Source organism: Leadbetterella byssophila DSM 17132, from assembly GCF_000166395.1.
Lineage (GTDB): Bacteria > Bacteroidota > Bacteroidia > Cytophagales > Spirosomataceae > Leadbetterella > Leadbetterella byssophila.
In genome coordinates, this window is record NC_014655.1 from 2513924 (window position 1) to 2533901 (window position 19978).

Genomic DNA, 19978 nt, shown 5'->3' on the forward strand with positions numbered 1-19978 from the left:
AAAACGGTAAGAGCTAAATAAGTGCCACCTACTAACCATCCCCGCTTACTTAAGAAAGGAATGATAATAAGGCTAGCCCAAAGTATAAAAAAAGTGATTCCGGAAAGGATGATAACCTCTGACCTGATACTCTCTATTGAGGATAAAAAAAGGTGGAATGAAGCCGACAATAAATAACCTCCCAAAATCCCGGAAACAATATTTATTGCTCGCGCCCATTTAGAACTAAAATATTTACTTTGTGCCGGCATATTCGAGAAGGATAAGTACTATACAAATGAAGAATAGCATCTTGTAGCTCTTTAATGGGACAAAAAAGGCCACCAAACTAAAAGCAAGCATGATCATCCACAAACTAAAAACCAAGCCCATTCCCCAACCCTTCTCTATCACCAACAAAACAGTGGCCGCAAAGGTCAAACTGTGACCCGCCCACCTAGCGTGCTTCCACCTGGTACCTGTATTATACCTGGAACTTAGAAAATAGGAATATGCGCCTAGTGCAATCAATAAAAATGCTATCATGTATTTTCCACAAATGATGGCAAATATTATTTGTATTTAGATTAATTCCAATTAATAGCCCTATTTTTCTTTAACATTTCTATTTTTATTGCACTTTTCATATAACTAAATAGGACTTTTTAAATATTTTCTAACAAAACCTCTTATTTTATTTTTATTTGGACTTGTTCTTAATAGTAAATTTGGAGAAAAAATAGGTCATATGCGACAAATATATCTTCTCACCTTTTTACTTTGGGCAACTCACCAAGTAAGCGCCCAACAAAGCGATACTCTTAAATCCTACACTTTAGAAGAAGTGAAAATTCAGGCACAAAGCATACTGAACAAGCAAAGTACAGATGCCAATAAGATGCCGGTTCAGTACTTACAAAGTCCCCAAATCTATAATAGTGTTTCTAGGGTGGTATTGGAAAAACAAATCGCCACCACCTTAGAGGATGCCATGCATAACATTCCGGGAGTTACAAAGCTTTGGGATGCCACGGGCAGAACGGATGGAGGTTCATTCTTTACCAGTCGCGGATTCTACACCTCCACTAAAGCCAGAAATGGATTGGCAAATATTGCATCCACAAATATGGACATGGCTAACATAGAAAGAATAGAGGTGATCAAAGGACCATCTGCCACATTATTTGGGAGTATCATCACGTCCTATGGAGGAGTAATAAACAGAATCACTAAAAAACCCATGTTCAAATCCGCTTCCACCGCACAGATAGCAGTTGGCACCCAAGGTTTCTATAGAGGACAAGTGGACGTCAATGCCCCCCTTTACAAAACCCTGGCCGTACGCGTGATAGGTGCATGGCAAAACCAAGATTCTTGGCAAGATGTTGGAAACCAAAAAAATTACCTCATAACTCCAAGCCTGACTTACATGCCAAATAATCGTCTTCAGATAGATCTGGAGGCTGAATTCCTAGGTTCAGATGCCAATTCCGGAGGGGGTTCACACATCTTTTTCTTGACTCCTTCCACCATTAATTCCAGCATTCGATCTTTCCTCTCGGCACAAGGCATGCCGGAAAGTTCCGTGAATGACATAATGAAAAATGCCCCTAAAACATTTAAAGAAGCCTTTGGCGTAGACAAAATTCAAGATGTAAAGGTACATTATGACAGATCTTATCTAAACAAAGACATTAGGTTTAAATCCAATACAGCCTCCTTCTTTGGAACCTCAAATTATATCCTATCGGAGAATTGGAGATCACAAACTTCAATCACTTATAGCAATACAAAGAATGATGGCTACATGGGCTACCAATACCTGCTCCCTAATTATCTCTTGAATTTTGCACAATCCATTGGCACCGGAACCCCTGATTTTGGTACTGCCGGACACGACTACCTGGCCAGGATGGTCTGGAGTCCCAATGGAAACGCTGATAACTTCGAAGTTCAACAAAACTTTATCTCCGATCATTCCTGGGGTACATCCATGCGTAATCGCGCAGTATTTGGCCTAGACTACTCCCGATTTAAGTCCGATATCGTCTATACACGCTTTTATGGTTCTTTGGCGGGTATTCCATATCCCGACTTGTTCGATATCGTACCGGCATATGCAGAAGTACCAAATTATAAAGACTTTAATCTCCAAAATGTAGAAAAATCCTACAAAGAAAACACCTCGGGCAGTCTAAATTATCAATATACTAATCAAACGTATAGTGCTTACCTTAATGATCTCATTAACCTAAATGAGTACATCATCTTAAATGCCGGCTTACGCTTAGACCACTTCCGCTACACCACTCCTACAGCCGGAGATTATAATCAAACTACACTATCCCCTAAATTCGGAATTATACTATCTCCTTGGAAAGATAAAGCTAGTCTTTTTGGGAATTACCAAAATGGGTTTACCAATAAAAACGGAGTTGATTTCAACAATAAGCCCTTTAAACCAGAAGAAGCTCATCAGTGGGAAGCGGGATTAAAATACCAATTATTTGAGCAGAAACTTACCGGTAGTATCAGTTATTATGATATACAAGTCAAAGACATAGTAAGGACAGACCCTGAAAATCCCCTCTTTAGTATACAGGACGGTACTCAAAAAAGTAAAGGTATAGAACTCGAAGTTCTAGCAAATCCCCTCAGAGGATGGACCATCATGGCCGGTTACGGATATAACGATAGCAAGTATACCAAATCTGATCCGGATGTGCTCGACAAAAGACCGGCGGGTTCCGGCCCAAAAAACACAGCGAATTTCTGGACCAATTACACCTTCACTTCTGGCATTATAAAAGGTTTTGGAGCGGGAATTTCCGCCAATTATGCTAGTGAAGCCTATGCCATCAGTAACAATACAGACGGAGATCTAGTGATCCCAGCCTATACCCTCTTAGGCGTACATATCACCTATGATACACGTCATTGGAAAGCTGGACTTAAAATCAATAACCTGAGCGACGAAAAATACTGGATGGGATGGACAAACATGATCCCTCAAAGGCCTCGCCAAGCCATACTCACCCTTGGATATAAGCTATAATTAAAAAAAACGCCGGTTCAACCGGCGTTTTGAAATGCTTTTAACACACTTTCCAGCCCAGTACTCCTAGAGCCTTTGACAAGGATATAGGTATTTTCATATTTCCTATCCAACAGCCAATTGTGCATAGAGAATTTATCTGTGAAGTAATAAGCTTTAGGCAAAAAGGCCAAAGCGGCCTTCATGTTCTCACCGAACAATACCACATCATCAAACTTCAATTCACTCAATAACTTGCCTATAGCTGCATGCTCCGCTTCGGAATAATCTCCTAATTCATACATATCACCCAGCACCACTACCTTAGGCGAGTCAGTCTTTAAAGCGCCAAAGCTCTTCAAAGATGCTTCCATAGAGGAAGGATTAGCGTTATACGCATCCATTATGAAGTGATTTGTACCTACCATTACATGCTGTGAACGATTATTGTCAGGATTGTAGTGGGCGATAGCCTCACAAGCTTTGTCCTCCGATACATCAAAATAACGCCCTATGGCATGAGCAGTCTGCATATTGTCAAAATTATACTTACCGCCAATAAACGTAGTATAGGTTTTACCGCTCACAGGTGATTCGAAAACCACCACTGGACTCTCCTCTTTTATGAGCAAAGCATCTTCGTCATCTCCGTAATATACTATCGGTAGAATGTTTCTCTCTTCTGCCAAGGCTCTTACCTTAGGATCATTTGCATTTACAAAGACTATGCCTCCGCTTTGCTTCAAGAAATCAAATAACTCTCCTTTGCCTTTTCTGATGCCTTCTTCACCTCCAAAACCTTCCAAGTGCGCCTTTCCAAGATTAGTGATAAATCCATGGGTAGGTTCTGCTATGGAACACAATAACGCAATCTCTTTTTGATGGTTTGCTCCCATTTCTATTATGGCCACCTGCGCATCATCCGGCATGCTCAATAAGGTCAAAGGAACTCCAATATGATTGTTCAAATTCCCTTTTGTAGCATGAACCTTATATTTCTGTCCCAATACACGGGTCAATAGTTCTTTATTAGTGGTTTTACCATTAGAACCTGTCAATGCTATTACAGCAATATCAAACTGTCGCCTATGGTGACGAGCCAAAGCCTGCAAGGTCTCCAGCACATCTTCACAGTATATCATCCTCTCCTTCCCTTTCAAGGAAGCATCATCTACCACCGCATACGCCGCACCGTCTTGTATGGCTTGCTCAGCAAAACCATTTCCATTAAACTTTTCACCCTTAAGCGCAAAGAATAGATTATCCTTCTGAATATTACGTGTGTCTGTAGTGATTCCGCTAGAAAGCTTAAATAGGGAATACAGCTCTTCTATTTCCATGATGAACTTTAAATGAGCTTCAAATTTCCGTATTTTTCATTACTTCGCCAGTAGGATTGGAAGAAAGTTTCAAAACATATCTGAATGCAGGGGAAAGCATCATTCAAATCCTGGAAAATGATTTCGCTATCAGAAAAGTTAGGTTGGTAAATCCAGTAGAAAAGGACTAAGCTAATCCTTTGCTTAAAGAAGGTTTCTATTTTAAGGGCAACTTAAAGCCATGTGACTTACCTGTTAAACCTTACGGTTCCAGAAAAAAGTGTGACTGCTTTTACGAGAGATAACGTACCACTTGGACATTTCCCACACTCGGAGAGAAATTAGAACTTTTAAGACCATTGGACCTACAACTTATGCCAATGGTAAGTATCCCATCCTAATACCTTGTCCTAGAGTGAAAGGTAGTGACGGTTCTCTAAGCAGGTATCACGTAAGAATAGAGAACAAAGAATGAACTGGAAAATGCTAATGGAGTACTATTTTCCCCCTAAAACAACCACTGCAGGGCTTTAGGAAACTCTTGACCCCACCTCTTTTCGTTGTGCTTTCCGTCCGGGTCTAATTCAGCTTTAATTTGAATCTTGTCTGCGGAGAATCCTTGTCCTTCTATGGTCTGCATTAGCTTGTCAAGATTACTCACCATACTAGCGCTTTCCTGTCCTCCACCGTACAGATAGATTCTGGTATCTAATGGATGAAAGAATTCTACTGCATCAAAATATATCTTAGGACTGGTCCAAAGTGCAGGAGAAAATACCATCAATCTTCCCATCACTTCCGGATACATCATACCTGTATATATGCTGATCAATCCACCCATAGAACTTCCACCAATTCCGGTAAATTGCCTCTCCGAAAGAGTTCTATAGGTCCTGTCTATCAGGGGTTTTAAAGTACGGACAATAAAGGTAGCATAACGCATACCCTCTCCTTTTTGATTAGTCTTAGGTGCATGGTAAGGTGAATATTCTACATTCCTGTTATCATCACCGTGATCTATAGCTACAATAATTAGCCCTCGATGGCCCTGCTTAGCTAAAAGCGACAATCTCTTGTCTATTTCCCAGTTGCCATACGCAGATCCTGCACCAAATAAATTCTGGGCATCATTCATGTACAAAACCGGGAACCTTTTCTCCGGATTTTGATAATAATCATAGGGCAGCAGAACCGTTATCTTTCTTTGCCTTTTCAATTGCGGAATTTCAAAAGCCTCTGAAAATACTTCTATGATAGGAAATGTGTCTTCGTAGTATGGAGTAAAACCCTGATTTCTCCACAAAGGCACAAAATCTCGTGTATTATATAAACGGAATCTTCTGTTTTCAGGATTATTACCCAAAACATCTAATTCTGCATGATCCCAGCCGCCCTTGGTATATTTATAAGTGGCTTCAGGAGCCCACTCAGGGATTTTTTCTAAATCTATCCTAAATAGACCGTCCTGCACTCTATCCATGCGTAAATCAGGGTCTGCCGGGTTCCAGTTGCAGAATTCTCCTGTTAAATACACCGGACGATCATCTTTAATTTTCGTCTCAACCTCTAAATACATGTCTCATCTCTAATCCCTTACAAAGGTAAGAAGCAAAAGGAGATTTATTCCCCTTTTGCTACAAGAATACGAAAGGACATGGATGGTATTTTTACCTTTTCCTTCCAAATACTTCCATCTAAGGCATCAGAGAAAGTAGAATTTCCTTCCGTGATTTCCGTATATTCCTGAAAAGGAATTTCCACCTCTTCTTTATTTTTATTCAATATCACCCAGACTTTTTCTGTAGCCGTAAACCTCATATAAGTATATACCCCCTGCTGAGGAACAAAGTGTATCATCTTTCCTGCGTGGACCGCTTTTGACCCCTTTCTCCAGTTGAACAGTCTCCTAGTAAAGTCCTGGAGCTCCTTCTGCAAAGGATCTAGATTTTCGCCGGTAAAAGCATTCACTTTATCCCCCTTCCATCCACCAGGCATATCTGCTCTTAACACCCCATGTTCCTCTGAGTCCGGATTACTCATACCTATCTCCGTTCCATAATACACTTGAGGTATCCCCCGCATGGTTGCTACTACGGCCAAACCCATCTTAAACAGTTCCTTATCTTCTCCTATCTGGGTAAAGAAACGGTTCATATCATGGTTGTCTGCGAAAATAACCAACTTATCCGGGGCAGGATACAGATAATCATCCGCCATAGCTGAATATAACCTAGCCCAGCCTGTATGAAAATCCTCTTTTTCTGTCAAAGCCTGAACAAGTGCTCCCTGGAAGGGGAAATCCATCATTCCCGGTATATAGCTTTTGTATCCGTCAGGATTCACTTTGCCTTGTTGCCAGTACGCTATTGTAGAAGCCTTCAAGGTCATCTCTTCTCCCACCATGTGCAGAGAAGGGTATTCATCCAGGATATCCTTTGTCCATTGCTGCAAAAAAGCCTTTTCAGAATAAGGCCAGGTATCCACTCTTAATCCGGCTAAACCGGCATATTCTATCCACCAGATGGTATTCTGAGTCAAATATTTCGCCATAAAAGGGTTTCTTTGGTTGAGGTCAGGCATGGTAGGCACAAACCAACCGCCCTTCATGGCCTCCAAGTCCTTTTGAGAAACATGGATATCTTGATGTACCTCTCTCCTATGGTTAGATGGTGTAAATTTCCCCTTATTATTGATCCAGTCCTCAAAAGGCAAGTCTTTCATCCACCAGTGGTCTATCCCGCAATGATTCGGAACCATATCCATAATCCACTTCAAACCCTTTTCTTTAGACTTTTGGACAATACCCTTAAACTCTTCATTACTACCAAACCTGGGGTCTATTCTATAGTAATCTGTTATAGAATAGCCATGGTAAGTAACTTCTTCCAAGTTATTTTCTAATAAAGGCATACACCATAGTGTAGTGAATCCCATATTTCTGATGTAATCTAACTGCGCGGAAATCCCTTTCAAATCTCCTCCGTGCCTACCGTTGTAATGTTTTCTGTTCGCTTTTTCCTTCGTGTCTGAGGTGTTGTCATTACTCGGATCTCCGTTTGCAAATCTGTCCGGAGTGATAAGATAGATCACATCTGCCCCGTCAAAACCCTCGCCTGCTTTTGAACTTCTTTCCTGAAGATCTAAGTATGCTATATGGTCAGGATTTTTCAAGGCTATAGGGACCTTGCCGGCGGCAGCTTCAGGTTTAATTTCTATATCCAAAAACAAATAATTAGGACTCTCTGCCTTATGTACTTGCTTTAACTCTATGCCTGGATAGGAGATTTCAACTTTGGAGGATCCTATTCCCTTTGCGTGCAACAGGATCTGTAGGTTCCTATTTTTCATTCCTACCCACCAGGAGGCAGGTTCCACCCTAATATTTTGCGCTTGGGCAGAAAAAGCAAATAGGAGCATAAAAATGATTTTTTTCATGATTTAGAATTTCTTTAATGACCAAATACTGTAAGATTTAGCGCCGGTTAGAATATCAGCTCTACCCTGTGCATCAGTTTTAAGGGTGGTATTTCCGGTGTAGTCATAGATCTCCGCATTTTTCCAAGGAGTGACTATCGTTCTTTTTTGTGATTGAGCGGAATTATTCAAGTGTACCACTAATCCCGGCACCTTTCCATCCCCTCCACGTTGTGCGATATAATGCTCTCTATCAGCGTACAAAACACTTAGTTTTCCCACTGCTAAGCTTCTATGGATTTGAACTAATCTACTTAGTTTCTCTTTATTAAGAATCTTCTCATAGTCAGAATAAAAGATACAAGGATAACCGGGATGCGTAAGTATAAAAGCATACGCCATCAATCGGCTTTCTGCTGATCCTATACGGTTGCCTTGTTGGGTATCCTTCTCGGTATCATGATTATTCACAAATGTCACTGACTTTTCAGGAGATACTTTCCAGAGTGCATTTCTCTCCATCAGTAATTGCAGGTTATTACCGTCCAATGCCTGCTCCATGTTATAAAAATTAGGGAAATCGAAAGCATTTATACCCGTCTCATCTACCCACTTCTTTAAGTAATCCGTATTGCCATCCCATACCTCCAATACACCGAAACCTCCCACTGACTGCATCCAGGACTTAATCACTTTGGGGTCAAATCCTTTCACATAATCAAACCTCCAACCGTCAAAGCCTACCGTATTCTTGTAGTATTTTGCCACGGAATTTTCTCCTACCCAAAGCCAATGCTGCACCTCAGGATGATCATGACAAAGGTCTTGCTCTTCAAAAAACATGGCCTCCGCATCCCTCTCATGTATGGAATTAGGATGAAAATGCTGGGAGCTCCTAGGAAACTTCCCTGAAGCCGGTTCGAACAAAGTGTAAGTATCTTTATTTCTAAAAGGATTAAACTCTAATTTTCCTCCCGAATTATGATTCAGAACTATATCAGCTATGACCCCTATTTTTCTAGTTTTGGCTGCTTGGATCAGGGATTCTAGCTCTGCCCTTGATCCAAATCTGGTTTCCACCGTTCCCATTTGATCATACTCTCCTAAGTCGTAATAGTCCATAGGATCATAACCCATGCTGTAACCTCCGGACATGCCTTTGGATGCGGGTGGCAACCAAATCCTGTCCACTCCCATCTCCTTCCACTCCTCTAGTTTAGACTCTAAGTGGGACCACCAGGATCCTCTGGGTTCTACATCCCAGTAAAAACCCTGCATCATCACCCCCTCCGGTCTCACATACGCAGCTAAATCTTCAGGAGCAGTAGAGCTAGGTACATTAGTATCTTTAGAGCAGGATAATACTAGGAGAAAAAGTAAAACGGATATGTACTTCATGTTTGGAGTAAGGGGCTCCTTATGAGTGCCCCTATTATCTTATTTCTTAGTTAATTTATACACAGGCGCCCCTCCAGAGAAGTCCAGAACCACGTCATATACCCCGGCTTCCACTTTGATGTTCTCCCCTCCTTCTTCTAGGGTTCCACCTGAACCACCATAGTTTAATGTCCAGGAATTGTTTGCTCTAAACTTGATCTCCCCGGATTTCAGCGTAACATTTCTAGCTATCCATACCCCATTCGTATTGAAATTCTTATCGTATTTTGAGTAGTCCAAATCAAAAGGCACATCCGGACCATCCCATCCATTTGGTGCAGCATCACCTACAATTCCCCAAAGGTTAGTTACCGGTAATATGCTATACGAGAGATCTTTCAAATTAATGGTCACCAAATATAATCCTTCATTAACCTGAATATTGCTGCCTCCATCTACCAGAGTACCGCTCAAACCAGGGCCCCCATAATTCACTCCCCAATCGTTATTCAGCCTAAACTTAAGCTCACCTGTTTTCAGTTTCACTATACTTCTCCATTGATCAGAGAACGGATCATACTGCAATTTGCCGTCAGGAGTAGCTCCCCAGTCATTAAAGGCACTTCCTACCACTCCCCAAGTATAAGGCTCTATTTTATAGCTCTTACTAACGAGATTCAAGGTAATCTTATATGTACCTGCTTTTACAGCGATATCAGCGCCACCTGGTTCTAAAGTACCGTCAGCTCCGTCATCTCCATAGTTTTCCGCCCAGTCCTGGTCTTTTCTAAATTTAATCATCCCATCTGTCAATGTCACATAAGCTACGTAAACATCATTTTGGGAAGTCTTATAGAATGGACCATCAGGAGTAGCCCCCCAATCATTAATGGCTGACCCAACCACTCCCCAAGGTGAAGATAAATCCAGCACAGAAGAATATGGGGTGGCTTTCAAAGAAGCAATTGGTGAACGAAGAGAAAACGCATTAGACAAAACAGCATCTACTCTAACGATCAATTGATGTGCCTCTTCCGGTGCTAGATCCAGATTAAGTAGTAAAGCATTTAGCTCACTGCCTCTGAAAACCTTTTTTAGTTCTCTGCCGGTACTGGTTGCATAACCCTTTGAAAAATCTCCACCTTGTTTATCAATAAACAACATATAAGAGGGAGCCGCATCATACCCAAAGTTCGGGGCTTGCCAGTTTATGGTCAAGACATCATTGTCTGCCTCATCTTTGCTTAAGATCAGCTCCGGAGCAGATAGAGTCACCGAGCTTACGGCGGCGTTTTCATCTAAAATGGCTCTTACTTCGTCTTTCTCACAAGACCACAAGGCCAACAAACATAATATTAATACTCTTTTCATCTTTGGATCGAATTAATAACCTGGAGTCTGCGTAAGATTAGGATTCACGGTTCTGGCTTCAGCCGGCACAGGGAAGAGCTTATACTTTGGATCTACCCCTCTTCCTCCTTGAACTCCACCTTTCCAAGCCCACAAATAGGTATCAGTAGTCAACTGATCATAACGGATCAAATCTGTTCTTCTATGACCTTCCCAATACAACTCTCTGGCTCTTTCGTCCAGAATAAATTGCAGTGTCATATCTGAAGCGGAGATATTTCCACTGCTGTTTCCATAGGCTCTAACTCTTAATGCATTGATCAAGTTTAGCGCCGTTCCTGCGTCACCTGTACTAGCCCCTCTCAATACTGCTTCCGCATAGATCAAATGCATCTCTGCCAATCTAAACACCGGAAAATCTGTATCCGTAAAGTTTTCGTTAACATCATTACCTTTTCTGCCACTGATGTAATTGTTCGTCCACTTTTTCACATGTACTCCATTCTTAAAATCAGAGACATCAGGAATCTCATTCGCCACCGGGTCAATTTTGAATACAGAAGTGGTAAATAGAGCTCTGCGGTCATTTGTGGTAGTAGCATTTCCTGCATAGAACTTAGAAGAAAGGCCCTTCGTAGCTCTATAACCTGCCCATCCACCTAGGACATTATAATCTGCCACGTCATCACCCGCCGCTGCATGCACTAGGAAAGTAGTATTTCCGTGACCTTGTGTCATCAAACCATCGCAAGCAATTGACCAAATGATCTCATTGGTGTGTAAATGATTATCTGCCTGGAACAACTGATAATATTCTGAATGCAAAGAGAAACCGGCATCAATCACCTTTTTAGCATACGTAGCCGCTTCGTTGTACTTCTCCTGACCTATGTAGGTCTTCGCATTTAGATACAATCTTGCCAATAAAGCCCTGGCTGCATGCTTATTCACTCTACCGTAAACGGAAGTTTCAGGCAGAGAATTTTCTACTTCCAAAAGTTCACTTTCAATATACTGGAAGATTTCCGCTGCCGACTTCTCCACAGGTGTAGTTCCGGACGGATCTGCTTCTGTCAAAAAAGAATATTTCCCGAAAAGGTCCATAGCCACCCAATAATTAAAGGCCCTTAAGAAGCGAACTTCAGAAATCATATTCGCAATGTTTGAAGCGTCCGCCCCAGTGATTCCCCTTTCTGCCAATTTAGCGTCAGAAGATTCACGTATGAACTCATTGATCAACGCTATGTTCCAAATAGGTCTGGCATATGCTCCTTTGATAAATGGATCTGCGCTGGTCCAGGACAGATTATGGAAATCCTTTATGGTTTGGTCATTCCAGGCCACCACTGCCTCATCTGTAGGCAGTTCCTGCAAATTGAAGAAAGGACGAATAAAAGAGATCTGAGAACCACCGTCTAATCCTGAAATGTCCGGCTCTCCGTCACCGGCATTACCACCTAAAGCTAAACTTCCGTAGATCTTAGCTAAAACCGCCGTATAGCCTTCCACATTAGCGTATGCCTTATCCGGAGTCAAATCATTCTGAGGAAACAAGTCTAACTTGTTCCCGCACGAGCTCAACAAATAAAGAGCTCCGGCCATTAGAAATATTTTCTTGAATATATTTTTCATCGTCATTAAAAGTCAAAGTTTATACCAAAGCTATAGGTTCTAGGACGAGGATAAATGGTGTTATCCACTCCGGTAGAAGAGGAATTCTCCGGATCTAAGCCACTGTATTTGGTGATCACAAAGACATTGTTTACTCCTGCATTCAAACTCAGTGAAGCATTTCCAAATACTTTGCCTACATAGTATCCCAAATGAATCTGATCCAAGCGGAAGAAAGAGGCATTCTCTATGTATAAATCAGACAAGTATTGATTGTTTTGGAAGCCTTGTTCCAGGAACAAAGAAGTAGCATTGTTGATGGCCAATACCGGATTAGTCAAGTTACGCATTACAGACCTCTCTGCTTGGAAGTTGTTATACAGATAATTCCCTGCCATTCCATGTCCGGAAGCACTCAAGCTCCATTTCTTGTACTGGAAGGAAGTATTCACACCAAATAAGAAATCCGGAGCCGGCTTTTGGAACAAATACTTATCAGCGTCAGTAATCTGACCATCCTGATTTCTATCCACATATACCCCCTCTAATGGCTTCCCATTGGCGTCATAAACTTGTTGGTACACATGATAAGCATAAGGCCACTGCCCTACTGCATGCATACCTATGGTATTACCTGTCCCCCCTTGGATACCGCTCACAGGAATTCCGGTGAAGTTAGGATCCTCTTGCTTACGTAGAGAAGTGATCTCTGTTTTGGTTTTGGTTACATTGAAACCTATATCCCATCTAAAATCCTCTTTACGGATAGGATTAGTATTGATCACTACTTCAAAACCTTGGTTCACCAGATTTCCTACGTTCGTAAATAGGTTAATATCAAAGGTTGAACCATAAGCTACAGGAACGGTGGCAAGAAGATCTTTGGTATCCTTACGGAACCATTCTACTGTACCACTGATCCGATTATCAACGAAACCAAAATCCAATCCTATGTTTTTAGTGGTGGTAGTTTCCCATTTGATGTTAGCATCAAATGCGGCCGGTCTAGAGAAGCTGTAATATTGATCACCAAACTGGTATTGAGCGGTATTCGAGCCTATACTATATCTGGCCATATAAGGATAATACTGACCAAAATCCTGTTGGCCCGTAACACCCCAGCCCAATCTTAACTTCAAATCCGTAACATTAGAATTAGTAGCAAACAACTCCTCTTTAAGTTTCCATGCAGCCGCCAAGGCAGGGAAATAACCTACTCTGGTAGCAGGTGAAAACTTGGAACTTGCATCTCTACGCAAGGAAGCCGTTAATAAATACTTATCCATTAAAGTATAGTTAACTCTTCCTAAATAGGAATCCAGTCTATATTGAGGTCTGTCAGTAGCAAATACAGGCATAGAACCCGGAATCATAGTAGATTTATCTGCACTGTATGCAGGATTCATGTACACTTTGGTTAGGAAATCCTGGTAAGAATGAAGCAATAACACATCAAACTTGCTTCTGATATCTTTCAGATCCTTTTCATAGAAAAGGGATACATCCCAAAGTTTATTGACCTTACCTTCGTCCTCGTCTCTGAAGTATCCTCCGGTCAGGAAGTTGGAAGCAGACTGTGCTGAGATCAGTTCCGTTCTGTTCCCATTCGTCTGGTCTAAAGCCAGGTTTGTCCTTAGACTTAAACCATCTACAAATGGGAGCTTATAATCTAATTCAACGTTTCCTAAGAAACGACTCGCGCTTCTTTTATCATTACGTAGCTCCAACATGGCTAGAGGGTTTCTTCCTGCCAAGGATTTAAAATTACCTTCAGCATCTGTCCACTCCCAGTAGCCCCCAAATTTATTTTCAGCATACACCGGTTTAGTAGGGTCCATCATCAATGCCGCACCTACAGCACCCCCATCAGCTGCTCTGTTTTGAGTATTAGCATACCTCACATTTACTTGTACGCTTAAAGCATTTTCGAAGAACTTTGGATTTAAACTTAAAGCACCTGAGGTCCTCTGGAAGTTATCTGTCTTAAGTATTCCGTTCTGATTGGAATAACCTACAGAAGCACGAAAAGGTATTCCAGCTAAAGCGCCCGTAGCACTTAAGTTATTATCTGTGCCACTAGCATTTCTGAAGATCTGATCCTGCCAATCCGTATTTTCAGATCCTAACATTTCCTTATACGTAGTGTTTCCAGTGGCTGCCGCATGTGCATTAATGATATCACGCACCTGATCTCCGTTCAGCATTTCTACCTTTTTGGCTATCACACCTGTAGAGAATTGGGAATTGAAGTTAAAGCGAGGTACTCCACTAGCACCCTTTTTGGTGGTTATGATAATCACCCCATTTGAAGCACGAGATCCATATAAGGCAGCTGCGGAAGCGTCCTTTAACACAGACATACTTTCTATATCATTTGGATTGATAGAGTTTAATAAGTTATCAGAACCTTTGATCCCGTTTCCTTCCACCGGAATACCGTCAATCACAATCAAAGGATCATTTGATGCATTTAATGAAGCTGCACCCCTGATTCTAAGGGTACTTCCTCCACCTGCAGAACCGCCTCCACTCGTGATCTGAAGGCCCGCCACTTTACCTTGTAATAATTGTTCTGACGACTGGATATTGCCCTTTTGAAAATCTTTGGCATTAATGGCAACAACGGATCCGGTAAGATCAGCTCTTTTGCGAGTTCCATATGCCACCACCACCACTTCTTCCAGTGACCAGTTAGCATCTTCTAAACTCACATCAATAGTACTCCTATTTCCTACTGCTACCTCTTGACTAATTTTTCCAACATAAGAAAATACTAAGGTAGCACCATCAGGCACACCAGCTAGAACATATTTTCCTTCATGATCAGTTAATGAGGCCAGGGTACTTCCCTTAACTGCTACCGTAGCTCCTATTACCCCGGAACCATCCGCAGCATGTGTCACCTTTCCACTCACACTCCGCTGAGCCCAAGCCGTGGAAAGTGCGAAGAGGAAAAGAAGTGCAGCGCCTATAGCACCGCGAAATCGTACGTGTCTTTGCATATCCGTTTAGTTAATTGTTAGACCTATATAGAAGTTTCCCATCATAAAATAGGAAATTTCTCAGGCAAAGTTACGAAGTACTCCTCCCATGGTTCGCCCCGCCTTGTACAATTTGTATAAAAAATTGCACACAAATAACTAACTCATTTTCAATGTCTTATAAAAAAGAAGAGTACCGCTTTTATAAACGGTACCCTTACACTCACTCACTTATGCACCCCACTATCCTTTTTTAAGGATATGGGAGGTGTTAATTATAACCAGGATTTTGCTTCAAATTTGGATTTAGCTTTAGTTGGTCATTCGGTATAGGGAATAACTTAGTATGTGCCGGAGAAGCAGGTTTAAATCTCCACGGATCATTAAACTTCCCAAACCGGATCAAGTCTTGGCGCTTATGTAGTTCCCAAGCCATTTCCCGGCCTCTCTCAGCTAACAGTTCGTTAAGGGTTAATTGGGCTGCTGTATACGGAGCCACTCCCGCTCTTTCCCTGATCACATTCACGTCAGTCAATGCCGCAGCGGTATTTCCTAGTCTTAAATTAGCTTCTGCACGCATCAAAATGGCATCCCCAAGTCTGTATACCACAAAGTCATTATCCTGACTGCTCAAAGGGTTATTCTTTTGGATCTCATATTTTGCACATCTGGCACCTCTCACACGAGTATCCGCACCTCCCGGCATCACAAGTGCAGGTACTTCAGGATTCAAGATCAAAGGGATATCATCATCATACAAAGGCGTTCCATCAGCTGCGTAACGCTGTCCTACCATCCACATGTTCTTCCTAATATCATCATCAGAGAAAGAGTAATAGAACTCCGGCACCGCACATGGACCGTTCCATGGACTGTTTCCTATGTTAAATTCCAACTGCTGCCTATAATGAAGTACCGGCATTTGGATATTAAATCCGGTACGCTTCGTCTTATCAAAAGCAGTAGCCAGGATGATTTCCGGAGAATCCTGATTGTTCACAGAGAAAGTACTGAAGAAATCAGAAGGGAGAGAGAACTTACCTGAACCAATAATCCTGGTAGTGTAATCTACTACTTTTGCCCATTGAGGAGTACCGGTATAGGTCTCAGCATTTAGGTATAGTTTTGCTAAAAGCATATCTACCACAAACTTGTTAAAGCGGGTATAATACGCTCCCCCTACGGTTTCACTAAGATTTGGATAAATCTCTAATAATTCTTTCTCAATGAAATCATACACCTGCTTGCTGGTACTCTGTGGTGGATTACCTGAAGAGACCCCATCAGCTATGATCACGTTTCCGAAGTGATCCAAAGCAATGTAATGGAAGAAAGCTCTCAAAGCTCTTAACTCCGCTACAGTACTAGGCTCATTTACAGAAGCTAATTGTAGATTAATGGCGGTAATGGCATCGTAACACCAGGTCCAGATACCGTTAAATCTGCCATTATCTTGGATGGCATCCCAGGTATGCGTATACATTCTCACGTGCTGTCCACCGTCGCCCCAGTCGCCACCACGCGTAGGAATCATCATCTCATCTGTACTAGGATATACCCAGAATAAAGTAGGCCAGTAATTCCCCACACGGTTATACAGTGGCCCAATCAGGGCTGCCTGCTGGGCAGGTGTACTACCGAACTTTTCTGTTGGAATTACATCATAGGTATTTTCTGTCAAATCTGTACAGGAAGCCATTAGCACACCTATACTCAATATTCTTATTATCTTTTTCATCGCATTCAAGAATTAAAAGGTCAGATTCACGCCTAATTGGAAAGATCTCGTTTTCGGATACACAGTAGAATAATCTAAACCCAAAGCATTTGGTCTTTGAGAAGAATTAGATTCCAAATCCCCCTTCGTTTGAAGCTCAGGATCTATACCCTTATACTTAGTGAAAAGAAGTAGGTTATTTCCTCCTAAGTAAATTCTGGCACGGCTCAAATTCTTACTTTTCACCGGTACATTATAACCTATTTGCCAGTTGTCCAGACGAACAAAAGACCCGTTTTCAATCCACATGGTAGTCAATCGGTTAGTATTATAATTATCCGGAAGATCATTCATGTCTTCTAGCATGTTCGTCTCCAAGATAGAACCCGGAATCATCAGGTTATTCCTGATATTGTTCAATATGCTATTACCAAAGGTCCCTCTCAACTGGAAGTTCAAATCAAAATTCCCGAAGGTGAAATTATTGCTCAATGCCCCCGTCAGGAATGGCTGAGGATTTCCTTGGCCTATCGGATTGCCCGCCTCTACGGCTACATACGCATCCGACTTAGAAACGTCAGTAGTACCTTGTCCGTCTCCACCTTTCATCACCACTTCACCATTACTGTTGAACTCTAGGAAACTTGGCACATTATTAAACTCACCTAAAGGTCTTCCCGGAGTTAAATACGATGCAAATACATCACTCAAACCTCTACCACCGAACGGATTGAAACGAATTTGCCCGGTTTGGAACTGATCATTGGATAAGGAAACTACCTTGTTTTTATTGTAGGATACCACTAATTGTGGCGTCCAAGTAAACTTAGGCTTCTCCACCACAGCACCTCCAAATGAGAACTCTACTCCGGAGTTTTTCATACTTCCTACGTTTGCTAGGATAGAACCCGTGAAGTAATCCACCCCATTAGCAGGTACAGAGTAGTTATAAAGCATGTCTTTCGTTAACTTATTATACCATTCCACGGTACCTGAGAACCTTCCGGACATGATTTGGAAATCCAGACCTACGTTTGTAGTCTCCAAAACCTCCCATTTTAGGTTGGGATTAGCATTCTGGGTAATAGCATATCCCGGTAAAAAATCTCCCACACTACCATCATAGTAGGTACCACTTGGTCCGTAAAGCATAATAGAGTTATAGGGATTAATACCTTCCGAGTTACCGGTTTGACCCCAACCAACTCTTAATTTTAGATAATTCAAACCAGTAGGCTCTCCAAAGAACTCTTCGTTAGAGATAATCCAGCCCGCACCAAATGAGGGGAATAAACCCCATTTATTGTTCTTACCAAATTTAGAACTACCGTCTTGACGGATGGTGGCTGTCAAGTTATACCTATCATTCAAGTTCAAAGTACCTCTACCGAAGAAAGAGATTAATTTCGCTTGATTTCTATAAGAAGTAGCATAGTTATTACTTGGATTGATCAGCGTTCCTGATCCCAAACCAAGGTTATCAATGGTAACAAAATCTGTCACAAAGCCGGAGTTAGCCGCCTGGAAACCGCTATTGTCGTTCTGCTGATAAGAGTAACCGGCCAATATGGCAAAATTACTTTCTCCCGCCAGGTTCTTGTAATAGTTGGCCGTTACTTCCATTAGCTTGCTATGCCCTTCCCAGTAACTTTTGCTAGCTCTACCGTTATTACCTTGGAAGGCCTTGATATTAGGGTTTGTCCAGAATTCACTTACCCCACTTTCTCTTTGCAACTGCCCATTCACTCCCAGAGTCAAGCCATCTAAGATCTCATATCTTAAGTTTAGACCGCCTTGTGTCAACTTCTTGTTCTGCTGGTTCGTATAATTCTCTATCATAGCTACCGGATTGAACAAGGAGAAGTTACCTAATACCTCATAGTACGAACCATCCTGATTTCGAATAGGTAAAGTTGGTAAAAATGTAGTAGCTCGTTCAATGGCTCCGATATCGTACTTGTTCTTCGTCTCTGTATATACCAAGTTGTACTGTATGTTCAATCTGTTATCAAAAGCCTTTTGATCCAAGTTAATTCTGGCTGTAGCTCTATTTAGACCTGTATACTTCACCAGACCCTCCTGGTTGAGATAGTTGACAGATCCTCGATAAGTTAAGCCTGTAGATCCCCCGGCTATACTTAGATCATGATTATGAACAAAAGCATTTTGAGTAATTTCCTTGATCCAGTCTGTATTATAATAATTTCCACTAGCGTCTTTTGGGAAACGAAGACCATCACTTAAAGCGGATTCTCCTTTTATCCTTCTTACAGCATCTATATATCCCGGTCCATCAAATAGATTGTACCGGCGTGAGATGAGTGATGTACCTATATAATTGTCAAAGGAGATGGTAGGTGCACCTACTTTACCTCTTTTGGTTGTAATCAAGATCACCCCGTTAGCCGCTCTCGATCCATAAATAGCCGCTGCTGAAGCATCCTTCAATACATCCATAGTCTCTATATCATTAGGAGATACGGAAGAAATAGGGACCCCAATCATTCCGTCCACCACATAGAGAGGATCACTACCCCCCGCTAAGGAAGTATACCCTCTTAAACGTACAGTAGGATTTTGGTTCGGGTCTCCTGAAGGCTGAGTAATCACTAAGCCGGCCACTTTTCCCTGAATGGCTTGCAGAGGGTTAGGGTTGATACCCGGATTCAGGTCCTTAGAAGCTATGGAGGCTACTGAACCTGTTAAGTCCTTTCTTTTGGCAGTACCATAACCTACTACCACAATCTCTGAAAGGGAGGTGGTCTCATCTTCTAGATTTACATTGATGACGGTTTGGTCTGCCACTATTACTTCTTTACTTATTTTGCCAATGAAGCTAAAAACCAAGATGGTTTCTTTAGCAGGAACAGTAATGCTATACTTCCCGTCGACATCGGTCATAACGGCTTGTGTAGAACCTTTGATGGCCACGTTTGCTCCAGGTAAAGGACTGCCGTCTGTACCATCAGTGATTGTACCCGTGACTGCAATTTGTGCAAAAACCAAAGGACCTGCAAGAAGCAAAAACGAGGAGAGGATCCAACGCCGAGTACGGCTACGGATAGGTAGATTTGCTTTCATTCTGAGTAATTTAAGGTTAAATTTTCTAATTCCGACGAAGAATAACCTGACCGTATCTTCGTCCTATTCACGTCAAAACAAAATTCCGTGGTTTTTAATAGAAAGATTATATCTC

Annotated in this window: 11 protein-coding genes; 1 reads left to right on the top strand and 10 read right to left on the bottom strand. The window is 41.8% G+C overall.

Features of this window, described 5'->3' with window-relative positions:
* Nucleotides 1-234: 234 nt before the first annotated feature.
* The gene (locus tag LBYS_RS11465; protein WP_013409020.1) at nt 235-525 is read right to left on the bottom strand and encodes a hypothetical protein; all 291 of its coding nucleotides are present in this window, start codon (nt 523-525) and stop codon (nt 235-237) included.
* Nucleotides 526-727: 202 nt separating this feature from the next.
* On the opposite strand from LBYS_RS11465, the gene LBYS_RS11470 reads away from it, so the two are divergent.
* Nucleotides 728-3034, top strand: coding sequence for a TonB-dependent siderophore receptor (locus tag LBYS_RS11470; protein ID WP_013409021.1), 2307 nt, complete (start codon nt 728-730; stop codon nt 3032-3034).
* A gap of 17 nt (nt 3035-3051) precedes the next feature.
* On the opposite strand, the gene LBYS_RS11475 is transcribed toward LBYS_RS11470, so the two are convergent.
* From LBYS_RS11475 to LBYS_RS11515, 9 genes are all read right to left on the bottom strand, one after another.
* Nucleotides 3052-4353 carry a UDP-N-acetylmuramoyl-tripeptide--D-alanyl-D-alanine ligase gene (locus LBYS_RS11475; RefSeq protein WP_013409022.1) on the bottom strand — a complete coding sequence of 434 codons (1302 nt, stop codon included), beginning with the start codon at nt 4351-4353 and terminating at the stop codon, nt 3052-3054.
* 487 nt (nt 4354-4840) lie between these two features.
* Complete coding sequence (locus tag LBYS_RS11480) at nt 4841-5908, bottom strand: alpha/beta hydrolase (protein ID WP_013409023.1); 1068 nt, start codon at nt 5906-5908, stop codon at nt 4841-4843.
* 44 nt (nt 5909-5952) lie between these two features.
* Nucleotides 5953-7767, bottom strand: a complete 1815-nt coding sequence (locus LBYS_RS11485; RefSeq protein WP_013409024.1) for a glycoside hydrolase family 13 protein — start codon at nt 7765-7767, stop codon at nt 5953-5955.
* A gap of 3 nt (nt 7768-7770) precedes the next feature.
* Entirely contained in the window at nt 7771-9144 is a 1374-nt protein-coding gene (locus tag LBYS_RS11490) for an alpha-amylase (RefSeq protein WP_013409025.1), read from the bottom strand.
* 39 nt (nt 9145-9183) lie between these two features.
* On the bottom strand, nt 9184-10494 hold the full coding sequence (locus LBYS_RS11495; RefSeq protein ID WP_013409026.1) for a SusE domain-containing protein: 1311 nt from the start codon (nt 10492-10494) through the stop codon (nt 9184-9186).
* 12 nt (nt 10495-10506) lie between these two features.
* Nucleotides 10507-12105 (bottom strand): RagB/SusD family nutrient uptake outer membrane protein, encoded by a 1599-nt coding sequence (locus LBYS_RS11500; protein WP_083794612.1) that lies wholly within the window; start codon nt 12103-12105, stop codon nt 10507-10509.
* 5 nt (nt 12106-12110) lie between these two features.
* A complete protein-coding gene (locus LBYS_RS11505; RefSeq protein ID WP_013409028.1) occupies nt 12111-15086 on the bottom strand; it encodes a SusC/RagA family TonB-linked outer membrane protein in 2976 nt (991 codons plus the stop codon).
* A 250-nt stretch (nt 15087-15336) separates the two neighbouring features.
* A complete protein-coding gene (locus tag LBYS_RS11510) occupies nt 15337-16803 on the bottom strand; it encodes a RagB/SusD family nutrient uptake outer membrane protein (protein WP_013409029.1) in 1467 nt (488 codons plus the stop codon).
* A 12-nt stretch (nt 16804-16815) separates the two neighbouring features.
* Nucleotides 16816-19863, bottom strand: a complete 3048-nt coding sequence (locus LBYS_RS11515) for a SusC/RagA family TonB-linked outer membrane protein (RefSeq protein ID WP_013409030.1) — start codon at nt 19861-19863, stop codon at nt 16816-16818.
* Nucleotides 19864-19978 lie beyond the last annotated feature (115 nt).